We start from the raw sequence: 15,884 nt of genomic DNA on the forward strand, positions 1-15,884 counted from the left end.
CCTTGGAGAGATACATGGAGCGTCCCGCCTGGGCCCCTCGAAGCATCGACATCTCGGTGCCGAGCGTTTCGCGTATCTACGACTACTACCTGGGCGGTTCGCACAATTTCGAGGTCGACCGGGAAGCGGCCCGCAAGGCGATGACGCACCTGCCCGGCCTGCCGAAGATCATGCAGGCCAACCGGGCGTTCATGCGCCGCGCCGTACGCCACGCGGTGGGCACCGGCATCGACCAGTTCCTGGACATCGGTTCCGGCATCCCCACCTTCGGCAACGTCCACGAGGTCGCGCAGGCGGCGCACCCCGGCGCCCGCGTGGTGTACGTCGACCACGACCCGGTGGCCGTGGCCCACAGCAACGCCGTCCTCGATGGCAACGAGGACGCGGACGTCGTGGCGGCCGACCTCCGCAAGCCCCAGGAGATCCTGTCCAGCCCTCAGGTGGAGCGCCTCATCGACCTGAATCGGCCAGTGGCATTGCTTCTCGTTGCCATACTGCACTTCGTGGAAGACGCGGACGACCCGTACGGGGCAGTGGCACAGCTGCGCGACGCACTCGCGCCCGGCAGCCTGCTTGTTCTCACGCATGCCTCGTACGAGGGAATCCCGTTGCCGGCCGAGCGGGCCGAGGGCGCGGTGGACGTATACAAGGACATTCGCAACCCGCTGATCATGCGCTCGCGCGACGAGATCGCGCGGTTCTTCGAGGGGTACGACATGGTGGAACCCGGACTGGTGCCGATGCCTCACTGGCGGCCGGAGTCGGCACCGGAGGACGAGGATCCGTACGCCTTCTCCGGATTCGCCGGCGTGGGGATCGCGGCGTGACCGCGGAGCCGGGCGGCCCGGAGGACAGACTGCACAGGTTCGCGACGATCTGGAGCCGGGCGGTCTTCCCGGTCACCTCGACGTCGCTGACCCGCCCGGAGTTCGAGGAGCAACTGCTGCCGCTGGCCCGCCGGCTGAGCGAGATCCTGCTGGCGCACGGCTTCGACGCCGACGAGGCCCGGCAGGTGGGCGCCGCGCTGATCGACGCGCACTGCACCGACCCCGAGGCGCTGACCCGCACCCTCGACTGCGTCGACGCCTACCTGGTCCTGTACTGCGGCGAGGACGGCCCCCAGGAGGAGCTGCGGATGCGCTCCTCGCGGATCCAGCACGCGATGGCCGCCGGGTTCGCCCAGGCGCTGCGCGAGCGCACGCTGGCCGAGCAGGAGGCCATCGCCCAGGCCGCGTTGCGCGCCCAGGGCGTGGTCGCCCAGGCGCTGCACGCCAGCGAGGCCCGCTTCCGCGCCGTCTTCGAGGGCGCGGCGATAGGAATCGGCATCGCCGACCTCGAAGGCAACGTCCTCCAGGTCAACGGCGCGCTGCTGCGCATGTTCGGCGGCTCCGAGCAGACCCTGCGCAGCCGCAACGTCCTGGAGTGGGCGCATCCCGAGGACGCGCCCCAGACCTGGCGGCTCTACGAGGAACTGGTCCGCGGCGAACGCGAGCACTACCACGTCGAGAAGGCCTTCAACCGCTCCGACGGAACGGTCCTGTGGACCAACCTGACCGTCTCCCTGCTGCGGGACGCGGACGGCGAACCGCAGTACCAGCTGGCCCTCATGGAGGACACCACCGAGCGCCGCCTGCTCAACCTCCGGCTGCGCTACGAGGCCACCCACGACGCGCTCACCGGCCTGCCCAACCGCACGCTGTTCTTCGAGCGACTGGAGAAGGCCCTGGCGGCCGGCGAGGGCCAGCGGTTCGGGCTGTGCTACCTCGACCTGGACGGCTTCAAGACCGTCAACGACAGCCTCGGCCACTCGGCCGGCGACCGGCTGCTCGTCGAGGTCGCCGACCGGCTGCAGTCCTGCGCGACCGCGCCCGGCGAGATGGTCGCCCGGCTCGGCGGCGACGAGTTCGTGGCGCTGACCACCGGCCCGGCCACCCAGCGCGAGGTCGACGACCTGGCCGACCGCATCATGAACGCCCTGGTCACCCCGATCAGCATCGACGGCCGTGACCTCATGGTCCGCGGCTCCATCGGCATCGTCGAGGGCCCCGCGGGCGAGCGCACCCCGGCCGAGGTGCTGCGCAGCGCCGACATCACGATGTACCGGGCCAAGTCGGCGGGCGGCAACCGCTCCGAACTCGCCGACCCGGAGGCGGACGCCCGCGCGATCACCCGCCACGGCCTGACCACGGCGCTGCCCGCCGCCCTGGACCGGAACGAGTTCTTCATCGAGTACCAGCCGCTGGTCCACCTCGGCGACGGCAGCGTCCGCGGTGCCGAGGCCCTGGTCCGCTGGCTGCACCCGCAGCACGGCGTCCTCGGCCCCGACCGGTTCATCCCGCTCGCCGAACACACCGGTCTCATCGTCCCGTTGGGCCGCTGGGTCCTGGAGGAGTCGATCCGCCAGGCCCGCGAATGGCGAGAGCGCTACGGCGAGGACACCGAGGCCGGTCCGCTGCGGATCAACGTGAACCTCTCCCCGTGCCAGCTCAGCCACCCCGGCCTGGTCCAGGACACGGTGGACATCCTGGAGCGCACCGGGGTGGCCCCGGACGCCCTCTGCCTGGAGGTCACCGAGTCGGCGCTCATCGGCGCCGACGACGACCTCCTCAAACCCCTGCGGCGCCTCGCCGAGATGGGCGTGGACATCGCCCTGGACGACTTCGGCACCGGTTACTCGAACCTCGCGAACCTGCGCCGCCTGCCGGTGAGCATCCTCAAGCTGGACCGCTCCTTCACCCAGAGCATGCAGCAGTTCCCGGCGGACCCGGTCGACCTCAAGATCGTGGAGGGCATCGTCACCCTGGCCCACAGCCTGGACCTGGCGGTCACGGTGGAGGGCGTGGAGACGGGCGCCCAGGCGGAACAACTCCGGATACTGGGCTGCGACACGGCCCAGGGCTGGTACTACGCCCGTCCGGGCCCGCCGGAGCGCCTGCACGAGCTGGCGCTGGTGGACGCCACGGGCTGACCCGGCGTCCCCTCGGGGCCCTCAGTCGAGGTGGAAGATCTCCTCGGCGGGGGCCCACCGCTCGTTCTCGGCGGCGGTGTCCAGCGGCTGCTGGCAGGGGTCCGTGAGGGCCCACCACGCGCGGGTCACCGGGTCGGCCGCGATCTCCGCGGTGTCGGCGGCGTAGTCGCTCCCCGAGTACTCGAGGTAGCTGAACAGCAGCCCGTCCCGCAGGAAGATCGAGTAGTTGCCGATGCGGGCCCGTTCGAGGGCCGCCAGCACACCCGGCCAGGCGGCCGCGTGCAGTGCTCGGTACTCGGACTCCTTCTCCGGGCGCAGTCGGATGACGGCGGCGAAGCGCTGCACCTTGCTCACCTCTCCCTCCCGGGGGACGAACGGCGAAGAATCAGTTTCATCGGACGGGCAGGACCCTAAGGATCAGATCCTTCCTGCGCAATGGCCCGGAGAGATGTCGCTTACGGGAGGGATCTGCCCGGCGTCATCGGGCACTTGAAACCAGATCCGTCCGACGTCTTCCCTCCCCGTAACGCGGGTGTCATAGTGACCACCGCCGATGAACCTGATTAATCCGAACGTGGAGGAGGGGGTACACCGTGGCCGATCCGTCAGCGGCATCCGGCGGTCCCTACCGGCCGGGGTACGAGCTGGTCGCCGAACAGCTGCTGGAGTACATCGCCGAGCAGGACCTGCGGCCGGGCGACCGGCTCCCCACGGAGGCGGGTCTGGCCGAGATCCTGGGGGCGTCCCGCAACGTCACGCGTGAGGCCGTCAAGGTGCTGGCCGCCATCGGGCGGCTGAGCGTGCGCCGGGGCGCCGGAATCTTCGTCGCGGAGGCGTCCGGCGGGCTGGTGGACGACCACCTGGCGCACTTCCGGCCGACGAGCATGGAAGACGTCCTGATGCTGCTGGACTACCGCACGGTGATCGAGTCGGAGACGGCTCGCCGGGCCGCCGGCCTCGCCACCCCGATCCAGGTCCGCACCATCCGGGAGGGCGCGCAGAGTTCCCTGACGGCGGCCCAGCAGAACGACGCGCACGCCTTCGCACGGGCCGACGAGGCCTTCCACGACGCGGTGGGCGCGGCCTCGCACAACGTGTTCCTGCGGTCGAGCGTCGCCGGCGTACGGCGCCTCGCGTCCCAGTCCGACGTGCTGCTCTTCCACGGCGACGCCCCCGGCTCGCTGGAGGTCGCCGCACGGCAGCATCTCGCCATCGCAGAGGCGGTCGCCGCGGGGGAGGCCGATCTCGCGAGCGAGCTGATGGTGGAGCACATCGCCACCACGCAGAGCCAGTTCGAACGGAAGATCCGCGACCGGCTGTTCAACCTCGGCGAACGGGGTGCCCCCGGGGCGTCCGCGGGGCCGTCGGCGGGCAGCGGTCCCCGGGACTCCGCGCAGCCCCCGCAGACGTCGGTGTCATAGGCCGGTTCAGTGCCGGCTGCGGGCCGGTGGGTGGTTGCTCGCGCAATTCCCGCGCCCCTTTCAGGCGCGTGCACCTGGCGCCCCTTCAGGGGCGCGGGGAACTGCGCGACCAGCCCCCACCGGCCCGCACCCGAACGAGAAGGCCTGCACCCCGGGAACCGGGCGGACGACCCGGTTCCGATGCTTCATCCCATCAGGCGATTGGATCTCCGTGTCTCTTCTGTCTGTGCGCAGGGGCAGAGCCGTGCCCCTGCCGAGAACCCTCATAGCCGCCCTGCCCCTCGCCCTTGCGATGGCCCCGCTGGCCGTCAGCCCGGCCCAGGCGGCCCCGAAGGCCTCCGGTCTCACCGTCTACGTCTCCCCGACCGGCAAGGACACCGGCCGCGGCACCGCCGACCACCCCTTCAAGACCCTGGAACACGCACGGGACTACGTGCGCGACGCCAAGAGCAAGGCCGACGGCGACGTCCACGTCCGGCTGCTGTCCGGCACCTACCGGCTCAGCCGCACCTTCGCCCTCACCGCCAAGGACTCCGGCGAGGCCGGGCAGCGGATCGTCTACGAGGCCGCACCCGGCGCGCACCCGGTGATCAGCGGCGGCAGGCAGGTCACCGGCTGGACGAAGGCCGACGCCGACGGCAGGGTCTACAAGGCCAAGTTGACCGGCCTCGACACCCGCCAGCTGTACGTGAACGGCGAGTCGAGGACTCGGGCCCGCAGCGGGAAGAACCCCTCGGGCTTCAGCAAGACGTCCACCGGCTACACCTTCACCGACAGCGGCATCAGCAGTTACAAGAACCCCTCGGACCTCGAAGTCGTCAGTTCCTGGGGATGGAAGCTGATGCGCTGCCCGGTCGAGTCGATCTCCGGTAACTCGATGACGATGCAGCAGCCGTGCTGGCACAACGCCAACCTCCAGCAGGGGCAGGAGATCCAGAACCCGACCTGGCTGGAGAACGCCCGCGAGCTGCTGGACAGCCCGGGGGAGTGGTACCTCGACAGGAGCGCCGGCGAGGTCTACTACATGCCCGAGCAGGGCGAGAACATGAGGACCGCGGACGTCACCGTGCCCGTCGTCCAGGACCTGGTCGACCTGAACGGCACCCGTGACCACCCCGTCGCGAACGTGTCCTTCCAGGGCCTCACCTTCTCCTGCTCCAGCTGGCTGGAGCCGAGTTCGTCCGACGGGCTCATCGAGGGCCAGGCCGGCTTCCGGATGGTCGGCGACGACAACCCGACCTTCGACTCCACGCGCCTGAACTGGAAGAAGACACCGGGAGCCGTCAACGTCAGCCACGGGCAGGGCGTCGAGTTCACCGGCAACACCTTCACCCACCTCGGCGCCGTCGGCCTGAACCTGAACACCGGCACCCAGCACACCACCATCACCGGCAACGTCTTCAAGCAGATCGCCGCGACCGGCATCCAGATCGGCGGAGTCACCTGGGGCGACGCCCACCCCGACGACCCCAGGGACATCACCAAGGACACCCTGGTCGATGACAACGTCGTCACCAAGGTCGCCGACCAGTACAACGGCTCGCTGGGCATCCTGGCCGGGTACACCGACTCCACGGTGATCACCCACAACAAGGTCCACGACCTGCCCTACAGCGGCATCTCCGTCGGCTGGGGCTGGGGCCTGACCGACCAGGGCGGCAACTCGGCCTACCCGGGCAACGCCGGCGTCCCGGTCTCGGACACCCCGACGATCAGCCGTGACAACGTGGTCAGCGACAACGAGATCAGCGACATCATGCAGTCGCAGGCCGACGGCGGAGCGATCTACACGCTCAGCAGCGACCCCGGCGGCAAGGTCACCGGCAACTACGTCCACGGCATCCCGGCCCCCGCCTACGGCGCCGTCTACCACGACGAGGGCAGCCGGCACTGGGAGAACACCGGCAACGCGTTCTGCGACGTCTCCTTCCAGTGGCTGCTGATGAACCACGCCCAGGACAACGCGGCGACGGGCAACTTCACCACCCAGCCCGCCTTCAGCGTCCAGTACCTGAGCCAGAACAACGACGTCAGCGGCAACACCACGGTCGGCTCCTGCGACCAGCTGCCCGCCTCGGTCGTGGACAACGCCGGCCTGGAGAAGGCCTACCAGCACCTCGACCCGGGCCCCGCGATCACCGACCACCAGGCGCCCACCGCCCCCGGCGACCCGACCTCGGTCACCGACTTCCCGACCGTCGCCGACCTCAGCTGGGGCGCGGCCACGGACGACACCGGAGTCACCGGCTACTCGGTCTTCCGGGACGGCAAGCTGGTCAGCGCCTCCGGCAAGACCTCCGTACGGCTCTCCGGCCTGACGGCGGGACAGACGTACACCTTCACCGTCACCGCCCGGGACGCGGCCGGCAACGAGTCCGCGCCGAGCAGGTCGCTGAAGGTCACCATGCCCGACGGCTCGGACCTCGCGCTGAACAAGCCGGTCACCGCGTCCTCCGACTCCGAGGGCAACGTCCCGGCCAAGGCGGTCGACGGCGACCTGTCGACACGCTGGGCACAGGGCCTCGGGCTGCCCGACCCGTCCTGGATCCAGGTCGACCTCGGCGCGTCGTACGACGTGACCGGCGCGATCACCACCTTCGAGAAGAGCAGCGGCTACAAGTACCGCATCCAGGTGTCGCCCGACGAGGTCCACTGGCAGACCCTCGCGGACCACACCGCCGACAACACCACCGCGCAGACCGACTACGCCGACGCCGGCACCCCGGTCACCGGCCGCTTCGTACGGCTCACCGTCACCGGCTCCAGCGGCAACGGCGGCAGCATCTACGACTTCCAGGTCTACGGCACCGCCCGTGCCCCCGGCACCGATCACACCGCCCCCACGGCACCCGGACAGCCCACCGCCAAGGCGCTGCTGCCCAGCCTGGTGGACGTCAGCTGGCCGGCCGCCACCGACGACACCGGCGTGACCGGCTACGTCGTCTACCAGGACGGCACTCGGATCGGTGTCACCGGCGACACCCGCTACCGGGTCACGGGCCTGAAGCCCGGAACGAAGTACTCCTTCACCGTCGTCGCCCGCGACGCCGAACTCAACGCCTCCGACCCCAGTGCGGCGGCCGAGGTCACCACCCCGTCCGACGACGACCTGGCCCTGGACAAGACCGCGACGGCCTCCTCCGACTCGGACGGATACGCTCCGGCGAAGGCGGTCGACGGCGACCTGTCGACGCGCTGGGCGCAGGGCCTCGGGCTGCCCGACCCGTCCTGGCTCCAGGTGGACCTCGGCAAGGACACCGGCGTCTCCGCCGTGGTCACCACCTTCGAGAAGCCGAGCGGCTACAAGTACCGCCTGGAGTACTCCACCGACGGCGCCAACTGGTCGACCTTCGAGGACCACACCGCGGACAACACCGTCGCGCAGACCGACTACTCCTTCGCCGACGAGCCCGTCACGGCCCGCTATCTGCGGCTGACCGTCACCGGCTCCAGCTGGAACGGCGGCAGCGTCTACGAACTCCAGGCGTACGGCGGCTTCTGAGCCGTCCGCTCCCGGTCGTCGCCGTCCCCTTTCCCACAGAAACGAAAGCCAGGATGAAGATCACCCATGTCGAAGTACACCGGATCGACGTTCCGGCGGCCAACCCGCCCTTCCGCTGGCGGGAGGGGCTGAGCGGCAGCGCTCCGGTCGGCGACGGCGCGGTCCTGCGCATCGGCACGGATGAGGGGGCCGAGGGCGTGGCCCTGTTCGCCCGCCCGGGAGCCTTCACCACGCTCACCGAGCTGGTGGACCGGGTCTTCCGCGAGGAACTGGTAGGTGCCGACCCGTTCCAGCGGGAGTGGCTGTGGCACCGGGTGTGGGAGCTGGACCGTATCCACGAACTCCCGCTCCCCACCCTGGGCCTGATCGACATCGCCCTGTGGGACCTGGCCGGCCGCTACCACGGCCAGCCGGTCTGGCGGCTGCTCGGCGGCTTCCGCGAAGCCATCCCCGCCTACGCGTCGACGTCGACGTTCGCCACCACCGAGGAGTTCCTCGACGTCGCCGACCAGTGCCTGGACCTCGGCTACCGGGGCATCAAACTGCACGCCTGGGGCGACGCCCGCCGCGACGCCGACCTCTGCCTGGCGCTCCGCGAACACGTCGGCCCCGACGTGCCCCTGATGTACGACGGCTCTGCGGGCTTCGACCTCCCCGACGCGATCCGCCTGGGACGGGCCCTCTCCGAGGCCGACTACCTCTGGTACGAGGAGCCGATGCGCGAGTTCAGCGTCTCCGCCTACCAGCAGCTCGCCGCGGCGGTGGACGTCCCGCTGCTGGTCGCCGAGACCTCCGACGGCGTCCACATGAACTCCGCCGACTTCATCCGGGCCGGCGCCGCCACCTTCGGGGTACGGGCGAGCACCAACCTGCGGGGCGGCATCACCGGTGCCATGCGCACCGCCCACCTCGCCGACGCCTACCGGCTCCGCGCCGAGGTGCACGGTTCGGACATCCCGAACCACCACCTGTGCATGGCCATCTCCAACACCACCTACTACGAGTCCCTGGTGACCGCGACCACGGTCGTGCGCGAACGCCATGTGGACGACCAGGGCCTGGTCCACGCCCCCACGGGACCCGGCATCGCCCTTCCCCTCGACCTCGGCTACGGCAGCGAACTCCTGCCGTTCGTCGAACAGCCGCGCTGACCGGCAAGAACAGAAAGGCAAGACGATGAGGTCTTCCGAGTCCCCGAGACCGGGCTCCCGCCGCACCGCTCTGCGTACCGCGGCCGCCGTGCTCGCCCTGTCCACCGCGGCGCTGCTGGCCGGCTGCGCCAGCGCCGACACCACCGCCCAGTCCTCCTCCTCCGCCCGGTCGACGTTCAAGCCGGCCGCGCAGAAGGACGGTTCGCAGATCACGGTCTGGGCGGACTCGACCCGCCTGCCCTCCGTGCAGGCGTACCAGAAGGCACACCCGGACGTGAAGATGGACATCGTCACGTACGACGGCGGTGCCGACGGCTCGACCTACCTCCAGTCGAAGGTGCAGCTCTTCGACCGGACCGGCAGCGGCTGGCCCGACGTGGTGTTCGGCTCGCCCACCGACGTCACCTGGGCCTCGGAGCCCACCAAGCCCGGCGTGCAGCCGTTCGCCGCCCCGCTGGACGACAAGCTCGTCCCGCAGAACACGCTGGACGGCTTCGCCAAGGGCTCCCTGACGCCTTGTCAGTTCAACGGCCACACCTACTGCCTGCGCAACGACATCGCGCAGGTCGTCCTCTGGTACAACAAGTCCCTGATGGACAAGTGGGGTTACCAGGTCCCCACCACGTGGGAGCAGTACGAGGCCCTCGGCAAGAAGGTGGCCAAGGAGCACCCCGGCTACCTCGTCGGCTCGGTCGGTGACACCAACTCCCACGAGTCGTACTTCTGGTCCGGCCAGTGCCCGGCCTTCGACCTGGTGAAGCCGGACACCCTGCGCACCGACCTGCAGGACCAGAACTGCACCCGCACGGCGAAGCTCCTGGACGGCCTGATCGACGCCAAGGCCGTCACCACCAAGGGCTTCTTCAGCCAGGGCTTCGCCAAGGAGAGCGGCAACAAGGTCCTGATGGCGTACGGCCCGTCCTGGTACGGCCAGTACCTCTTCAAGGCGGCCTTCAACGCCCCGGCCAAGCAGATCGCCGCGGCACCCCCGCTCACCTGGGAGGGGGAGTCGAAGGCGGCCACCGGCAACGTCGGCGGCGGGGTCTGGATGGTGTCCTCGCACAGCGCCAACCTCAAGGCCTCCACGGACCTGGTCACCTGGCTGACCACGTCCGACGAGAACCAGGCGACCGCACCCACCTACCCGGCCTACACCAAGGCCGCGCAGGCCTGGCTGAAGAACCCCGCCAACAGCGGCTACTTCGCCAACGACGTCAGCACGGCGTTCCAGCAGGCCGCGAACGAGGTGTGGACCGGCTGGTCGAACACCAAGTTCTCCGACGCCACCGCCTGGTCCAGTGTCGTCCTGCCCGCGCTGACCGCCGGAAAGAGCCTGACCGACACGCTGCCGGCCTGGCAGAAGGAGATCAGCAACGAGGCGAAGGCGCACGGATACAAGGTGGAGAACCAGTGACCCTGCTGGAGACCGAGCACGTCGCCGTCTCCGCCCTGCGCCGCGGCAGCCCGCCGCGGCGCAGGGCCCGCGGCCGTGCGGGCTACTGGTTCGTCGCCGCCTACGCGCTGCTCCTGCTCGCGTTCGGCATCGTCCCGACCGCGTACTCCTTCTACCTGGCGTTCACCAACGACCAGGGGCAGTTCACCGGACTGAACCAGTTCGTCAAGGTGGTCCAGGACTACCGCTTCGGGCCGGCATTCACCCACATGCTGATCTACCTGCTGCTGTGGCTGGCCACCCTGGTGGTCCTGGTCGTCCTGGTCGCGGTGATCCTGCGCAGCCGGGTCCGCCCCGGCACCTCCGCCCTCTTCCGCTTCCTCTACTACATCCCCGGCGCCCTCGCCGGCGTGGCCAGCGTCCTGGTCTGGCTGTTCATGCTGGATCCCGACGTCAGCCCGGTGTCCTGGCTGCTGAAGAGCATGGGCATGCAGACCTTCGCGGCCGTCCTCGCCCCCTCCAACCTCCCGCTGATCCTCATGCTCATCGCCTTCTGGACCGGCGCCGGCGGCTGGATGGTGGTGATGTACGGGGCGCTCAACAACATCCCCGACGAGGTGATCGAAGCCGCCCGGATGGACGGCGCGGGTCCCTGGCGGACCGCCTGGCACATCCAGATCCCGATGATCCGGCAGTGGATCGTCTACATGACCATCATGGCGTTCGCGACCGGCACCCAGCTGTTCGTCGAGCCTCAGCTGCTCCAGACGGCCAGCCTGGGCCGGGTCAGTCCCACCTGGTCGCCCAACCAGCTCGCGTACGTGTACGCCTTCCAGCAGGGCGACTTCAACGGCGCCGCCGCCATCTCCGTCGTCCTGCTCGCCGTGGGACTCCTGGCCGCGGGCCTGCTGGTCGCCCGCTCGAACCTGTTCAGGTTGGACGAGTCATGACGCAACCAACTCTCGCTCCGGCGGCGCCGATCCGACGCGTCAGGCCGTCGACATCGAGGGCCCTCTCCTTCCTGATCGTGGCCCTCCTCCTGGCCTTCCTGCTGGTGTTCTTCGTCCTGCCGGTGATCTGGCTGCTGCTCGCCCCCTCCAAGACGGCCGGCGAGGTGGTCCGCGACAACCCGCTCTCCTTCGGCTCGTTCGGCCAGATCGGCGCGGCCTGGCGGCATCTCTTCGCCTTCCAGGACGGCGCGATGCTCACCTGGCTGAAGAACTCGGCGATCTACTCCGGCGGTTCCCTCGTCCTGACCCTCGCCGTCAGCGTCCCGGCCGGTTACGCCCTCGCCCTGACGAAGTTCAAAGGCCGCAAGACGCTCCTCGTGATCACCCTGGTCACCATGATCATGCCGCAGGCCACCCTGGTGCTCCCGGTCTTCCTGGAGCTCAACCGCTTCCACCTGATCGGCACGGTCTGGTCGGTGATCCTGCCCTTCTCCTTCTACCCGTTCGGCGTGTACCTCGTGTACATCTACTTCGGCAGCAGCCTGCCCAGGGACCTGCTGTCGGCGGCCCGTATCGACGGCTGCACCGAATGGCAGCTCTTCTCCCGCATCGCCCTGCCCCTGGCCAAGCCGGTAATCGGCCTGGTCGCCTTCTTCAGCTTCGTCGGCAACTGGAACAACTTCTTCCTCCCCTACCTGGTCCTCCCGAACAGCAACGAGTTCCCGGTCCAGGTGGGCCTCAACCAACTCCTCACCTCCACCCCGTCCTTCAACCCCGTGGCAGGCGCAGGCCTGAACATCACCATCCCCGAACTGGCCCTGGCGATCATCATCGCGATCCTCCCGGTCCTGGTCCTGTTCCTCTTCTCCCAACGCACGCTGGTGTCGGGGATGCTGGCGGGATCTACCAAGGAATGAACGGCGCGTGGAGCGCCCCTTGAAACCGTTCCTCGCGGATCAGTGGGTGCGGGACTGCCGACCCCTGCCCGTTGGTTTTCCTGTTTCCGGGCCTGAGCAGGTGGTGAGCCTCCCGGCGTCGGCGGGCCGACGATGCGATGCCGTCGTCCTCGCCGGCAGCAGGGTGCTGCGCCGCACGTGCGGTGCCTGGACGGCGAACGTGGTACCTGGGGCCGTCGGTATCGACTGTTGTGGTGTCTGTTCCACGAAGGCGGAGGGGCCGGCGGGAGCGGGGGACTCGCTCTGTTGAGGGGAGCCTCCGTGCAGGTGAGCGGGTGGTCGAGAAAACTCATTCGGCACGGGAGGCCCACTGGTGGCTGCGCGTCTCGTGTGTGGGTGTCGCCGCAGGACCGCTACTTGCCTGGTGAGGTGCTGGCAGGCACAATTTTGCTACATAGCATTCAGTCGTATGAACGAAGGCCACCGTGACATCGGCTAGAGTCTGCTTTGCCAGACATGTATCCGTCACCCTCCCGCATGCCATGCGGGATTTAGTCATGCCTGAGTGTGCCTGCCAGTACGCTGTTCGGTCACATTTCGATCGGGCACGGCATGGTAGAGCCGATTCGGCCAGGGGGCAGTTTGCGTCCAAGCCCGGTAGCCTGGCGCGCGGCCCTGCCGCTGCAGCAACGGCGTCATGGCCCGTGCCAGTGATGACGCGAAAGGGATGCCGTGATCTTGTCTGAAAACCCGATGTTCCTGCGGCAGCGGCTGAGGGACCGGCTCAAGAAGGCCCGAGAGGCCGCCGGACAGACCCAGCAACAAGTCGCCGACGCCTTCGGCTGGTCCCCGTCGAAGGTCATCCGTATCGAGAACGGGAAGATCGCGGTAAGCATCACCGACGCCATGGCGCTGACGTCCCACTACGGCGTCGACGAGGAGGAGCAGCATGAACTCGTCGAGCTGGCCAGGGCGGCCCGTCAGCCCTCCTGGTATGCCCCCTACCGGCAGGTCATGACCCCGGCTCTGGAGGCGTATATCGCCTATGAGGAGTCGGCCACCATCGTGCGCAACTACGAGCGGAACGTGGTGCCCGGACTGCTGCAGACCGAGGAGTATGCCCGCGCCCTGTTCAAGGCGCTGCAGGAGGAGGCGGACGGTACCGGAGAGCGGCAGTTGGAGCTGAGGGTCGACCTGCGCATGAAGCGCCAGAAAGCGCTGGAATCGGCCGATGCCCAGTTCTTCTTCATCCTCGACGAAGCCGTGCTGCGGCGCACCGTGGGGACCGAGGCCGTGATGAATCAGCAGTACGAGACGCTGCTGCGGCTCGACGCCCTGGCGAATGTCACCATCCTGTACGTTCCGTTTACGGTGGGGCCCTACCCGTTGTTCCGCACGCCGTATCAGATCTTCGAATTCGGGACAGCCAATGACGACCTTGTCGCCTACCTGGAAAGCCCCGGCGGTGAGGCCCTGTTGAACGAGCGGGCGGCCCTGGGCGAACGCAAGGAGCCGGCCGACTACCTGGATGCCTTCTGGCTCGTGGAGAAGACGCTGGCCAGGCCGATCACCCGCGAGGTGTTGTTCGGGCCAGAAGACTAGTCAACCCGTCGTCGAAGGGAGGGTTCCGCCTGGCAGGCCCCGACGAAGAAACGCCATGCTGGAGTCGAGAATTCCACAAAGGTCGGTGAAGACTGCTTCGAGTCGCGCACCCGCACGGAGGCACGGAAAGCGACCTCGACACAGGCGTTGGTTTCACTGTAGGAGCTTTTCTTCCAGTTGTCTCCAGGGCGAATCACTGCGCCTCCCGGGTCCCCGTCAATGGCACAGAAAAGTATGAGTGACCTGATGACGTGGGACAAGGCAGTATTCCAGGCACGTTGCCCGTCGCGCAGCGGGCAACGGAAAACACAAAAAGAGCGACAAGGCACGATATGTGCATGTTTGGAAAATTTTCACCTGAATATGCACATTAAAAAGGGAGCCCATGGCCTAGCCGGCAAGCATCCGGCCGTGGGCTCCCCTGGCGAAGCGTCCCGTTCGGATCGATAAGGACACCTCACTCGATGAAGTCTAGCGATTCTTCCACTCACGTCATCCGCACAGCTGCACGCAAACACTGGCACGCCTGGGGCCGCACCACGGCAGGTCACGTCCTGCAGGGTGCGGGCACCGCCGTCGGCGCTGCCTTCGTGTCCCTCATAGTGTGGTGGGCCCAGCGCGGCTAGCTAGCCTAAACTCGGCCCACTCTCGAAGCACCTCCAGGCGCCACCGTCCCGAGCGCGCCTGCCCGGCATCCGCCCCCGGCAGGCGCCGACGCGGCCGGTCCTGGGCCACTTCGCATCATCGTCGCCCTCATTCGGCGCGGTACGAAGGGCGCACCCTCGGCACGCAGAAGCGTCCCGTGCACCCATGGGATCAGAACCTACGCGGGGCCGACCGAAGCCAACGCCCCCTGGGGGTCTGTCATGACCACATGCGCCCTGCAGTGCGCCGTCCCGACTGCAGCGAACAGATCGTTTCGGCGAGGTCAGGCCGGAGGGCCCTGGCCACGATCGAGACGTCCCCTCGGGGGCGCGGGGAACTGCGCGACCAGCCAGGGCGAACCCGCGGCCTCGGACGGTGATCGACCAATCCGGTGCCGGCAGGCTCTCTCACCTTTCCAACAGCATCCTCTGCAACTCCCGAGCAGCCCGAGGCGGCGCCACATCGCTCCGGTGGGCCAGAGCGATCGTCCGATGCAACCCCGGCCGGGCCAACGGAGTGACCCGCAGCCCCCGCCCCGATCGCGCCGCCACCATCCGCGGCACCACGGCCATCCCCAACCCCGCCCGCACGAACCCCAGCACCGCGTCCATCTCGCCCCCCTCGACAGCGAACCCCGGCTCGAACCCGGCGGAGCGACACGCCGCGACGGTCAGCTCCCGCAGGTCGTACCCGTGCCGGAACATCACCAGCCGTTCCCCCTCCAGATCAGAGATCTTCACTCCACCCCGCCCGCGCCCGGGCACCGTCGCCTCGGGCGAGGAGACCACCACCAGGTCCTCCCGCAGCAGTTCCACGGTGGTCAGGGCAGGTGATCCCGGCGGCAGCGGCAGCACGATCAGTGCCAGGTCCAGCGCCCCGCGCGCCAGCTCCCGGACGAGATCATGGGACCCGCTCTCCTCGATCAGCAGCTGGATCCCCGGATACCGGTCGTGGAACGCCCGCAGCACGTCCGGCAGCAACCCGGTGCACAGACTCGGCGTCGCCCCCAGCCGCACCCGGCCGCTGCGCAGCTGCACCAGCTCCTGCACCTCGTACCGGGCGGTGTCCGCGTCGGCGAGGATCCGCCGGGCCAGCGGCAGCAGCGCCTCGCCCGCGTCGGTGAGGGTGATGTTGCCCCGCGCCCGCAGGAACAGGTCCGCCCCCAGCTCCCGCTCCAGCGCCCTGATCTGCTGGGACAGTGACGGCTGGGCGACATGGACCAGCTCGGCGGCCCGGGTGAAGTGCCGGGTCTCCGCCACGGCGACGAAGTACTGAAGCTGCTGGAACTGCATGGTGACACGATAGCTTCTGCCTATCGAATCAAGCCGGACCATGTCTTGGACCGATGGGGCCGTT

The 15,884-nt window shown here is 68.8% G+C and carries 12 protein-coding genes; 9 read left to right on the plus strand and 3 right to left on the minus strand.

Annotated features, from left to right (window positions below; all coding sequences use genetic code 11):
• The first annotated feature begins 14 nt into the window (after positions 1 to 14).
• Together ACFWPQ_RS15175 and ACFWPQ_RS15180 are read left to right on the plus strand one after the other, a co-directional pair.
• Positions 15 to 827 carry an SAM-dependent methyltransferase gene (locus ACFWPQ_RS15175; protein ID WP_384033651.1) on the plus strand — a complete coding sequence of 271 codons (813 nt, stop codon included), beginning with the start codon at positions 15 to 17 and terminating at the stop codon, positions 825 to 827.
• Positions 824 to 2,968, plus strand: coding sequence for an EAL domain-containing protein (locus ACFWPQ_RS15180; protein WP_361293823.1), 2,145 nt, complete (start codon positions 824 to 826; stop codon positions 2,966 to 2,968). Before ACFWPQ_RS15175 ends, ACFWPQ_RS15180 begins: the two co-directional genes overlap by 4 nt.
• 21 nt (positions 2,969 to 2,989) lie before the next feature.
• On the opposite strand, the gene ACFWPQ_RS15185 is transcribed toward ACFWPQ_RS15180, so the two are convergent.
• On the minus strand, positions 2,990 to 3,313 hold the full coding sequence (locus ACFWPQ_RS15185) for an L-rhamnose mutarotase (RefSeq protein ID WP_384033832.1): 324 nt from the start codon (positions 3,311 to 3,313) through the stop codon (positions 2,990 to 2,992).
• 248 nt (positions 3,314 to 3,561) lie between these two features.
• On the opposite strand from ACFWPQ_RS15185, the gene ACFWPQ_RS15190 reads away from it, so the two are divergent.
• The 7 genes from ACFWPQ_RS15190 to ACFWPQ_RS15220 all read left to right on the plus strand — a co-directional run bounded on the left by ACFWPQ_RS15190 (position 3,562) and on the right by ACFWPQ_RS15220 (position 13,883).
• A complete protein-coding gene (locus ACFWPQ_RS15190; RefSeq protein ID WP_384033653.1) occupies positions 3,562 to 4,389 on the plus strand; it encodes a FadR/GntR family transcriptional regulator in 828 nt (275 codons plus the stop codon).
• Between the two features lie 292 nt (positions 4,390 to 4,681).
• Positions 4,682 to 7,891 carry a discoidin domain-containing protein gene (locus ACFWPQ_RS15195; RefSeq protein ID WP_384033835.1) on the plus strand — a complete coding sequence of 1,070 codons (3,210 nt, stop codon included), beginning with the start codon at positions 4,682 to 4,684 and terminating at the stop codon, positions 7,889 to 7,891.
• Positions 7,892 to 7,944: 53 nt separating this feature from the next.
• Positions 7,945 to 9,042: an enolase C-terminal domain-like protein gene (locus ACFWPQ_RS15200; RefSeq protein ID WP_384033656.1), complete on the plus strand. Its 1,098-nt coding sequence runs from the start codon at positions 7,945 to 7,947 to the stop codon at positions 9,040 to 9,042.
• Between the two features lie 25 nt (positions 9,043 to 9,067).
• Positions 9,068 to 10,456 (plus strand): ABC transporter substrate-binding protein, encoded by a 1,389-nt coding sequence (locus tag ACFWPQ_RS15205; protein ID WP_384033659.1) that lies wholly within the window; start codon positions 9,068 to 9,070, stop codon positions 10,454 to 10,456.
• Positions 10,453 to 11,385: a carbohydrate ABC transporter permease gene (locus tag ACFWPQ_RS15210; RefSeq protein WP_384033662.1), complete on the plus strand. Its 933-nt coding sequence runs from the start codon at positions 10,453 to 10,455 to the stop codon at positions 11,383 to 11,385. The genes ACFWPQ_RS15205 and ACFWPQ_RS15210 overlap by 4 nt, the downstream gene beginning before the upstream one ends.
• A complete protein-coding gene (locus ACFWPQ_RS15215; protein ID WP_384033666.1) occupies positions 11,382 to 12,302 on the plus strand; it encodes a carbohydrate ABC transporter permease in 921 nt (306 codons plus the stop codon). Before ACFWPQ_RS15210 ends, ACFWPQ_RS15215 begins: the two co-directional genes overlap by 4 nt.
• A gap of 717 nt (positions 12,303 to 13,019) precedes the next feature.
• Entirely contained in the window at positions 13,020 to 13,883 is an 864-nt protein-coding gene (locus tag ACFWPQ_RS15220; protein ID WP_384033669.1) for a helix-turn-helix domain-containing protein, read from the plus strand.
• On the opposite strand, the gene ACFWPQ_RS15225 is transcribed toward ACFWPQ_RS15220, so the two are convergent.
• On the minus strand, positions 13,880 to 14,212 hold the full coding sequence (locus ACFWPQ_RS15225) for a DUF397 domain-containing protein (protein ID WP_384033672.1): 333 nt from the start codon (positions 14,210 to 14,212) through the stop codon (positions 13,880 to 13,882). The genes ACFWPQ_RS15220 and ACFWPQ_RS15225 overlap by 4 nt on opposite strands.
• A gap of 723 nt (positions 14,213 to 14,935) precedes the next feature.
• Positions 14,936 to 15,820, minus strand: a complete 885-nt coding sequence (locus ACFWPQ_RS15230; RefSeq protein WP_384033674.1) for a LysR family transcriptional regulator — start codon at positions 15,818 to 15,820, stop codon at positions 14,936 to 14,938.
• Between the last annotated feature and the right edge of the window lie 64 nt (positions 15,821 to 15,884).

Origin of the sequence: Streptomyces sp. NPDC058464, from assembly GCF_042721035.1 — a bacterium.
In the GTDB taxonomy this organism is placed as follows: domain Bacteria; phylum Actinomycetota; class Actinomycetes; order Streptomycetales; family Streptomycetaceae; genus Streptomyces.

Bases quoted from the DNA above. Each gene is read 5' to 3' on its own strand.
- ACFWPQ_RS15175 (WP_384033651.1), top strand. From the start codon at position 15: ATGGAGCGTCCCGCCTGGGCCCCTCGAAGCATCGACATCTCGGTGCCG.
- ACFWPQ_RS15195 (WP_384033835.1), top strand. From the start codon at position 4,682: ATGGCCCCGCTGGCCGTCAGCCCGGCCCAGGCGGCCCCGAAGGCCTCC.
- ACFWPQ_RS15200 (WP_384033656.1), top strand. From the start codon at position 7,945: ATGAAGATCACCCATGTCGAAGTACACCGGATCGACGTTCCGGCGGCC.
- ACFWPQ_RS15205 (WP_384033659.1), top strand. From the start codon at position 9,068: ATGAGGTCTTCCGAGTCCCCGAGACCGGGCTCCCGCCGCACCGCTCTG.
- ACFWPQ_RS15215 (WP_384033666.1), top strand. From the start codon at position 11,382: ATGACGCAACCAACTCTCGCTCCGGCGGCGCCGATCCGACGCGTCAGG.
- ACFWPQ_RS15230 (WP_384033674.1), bottom strand. From the start codon at position 15,820: ATGCAGTTCCAGCAGCTTCAGTACTTCGTCGCCGTGGCGGAGACCCGG.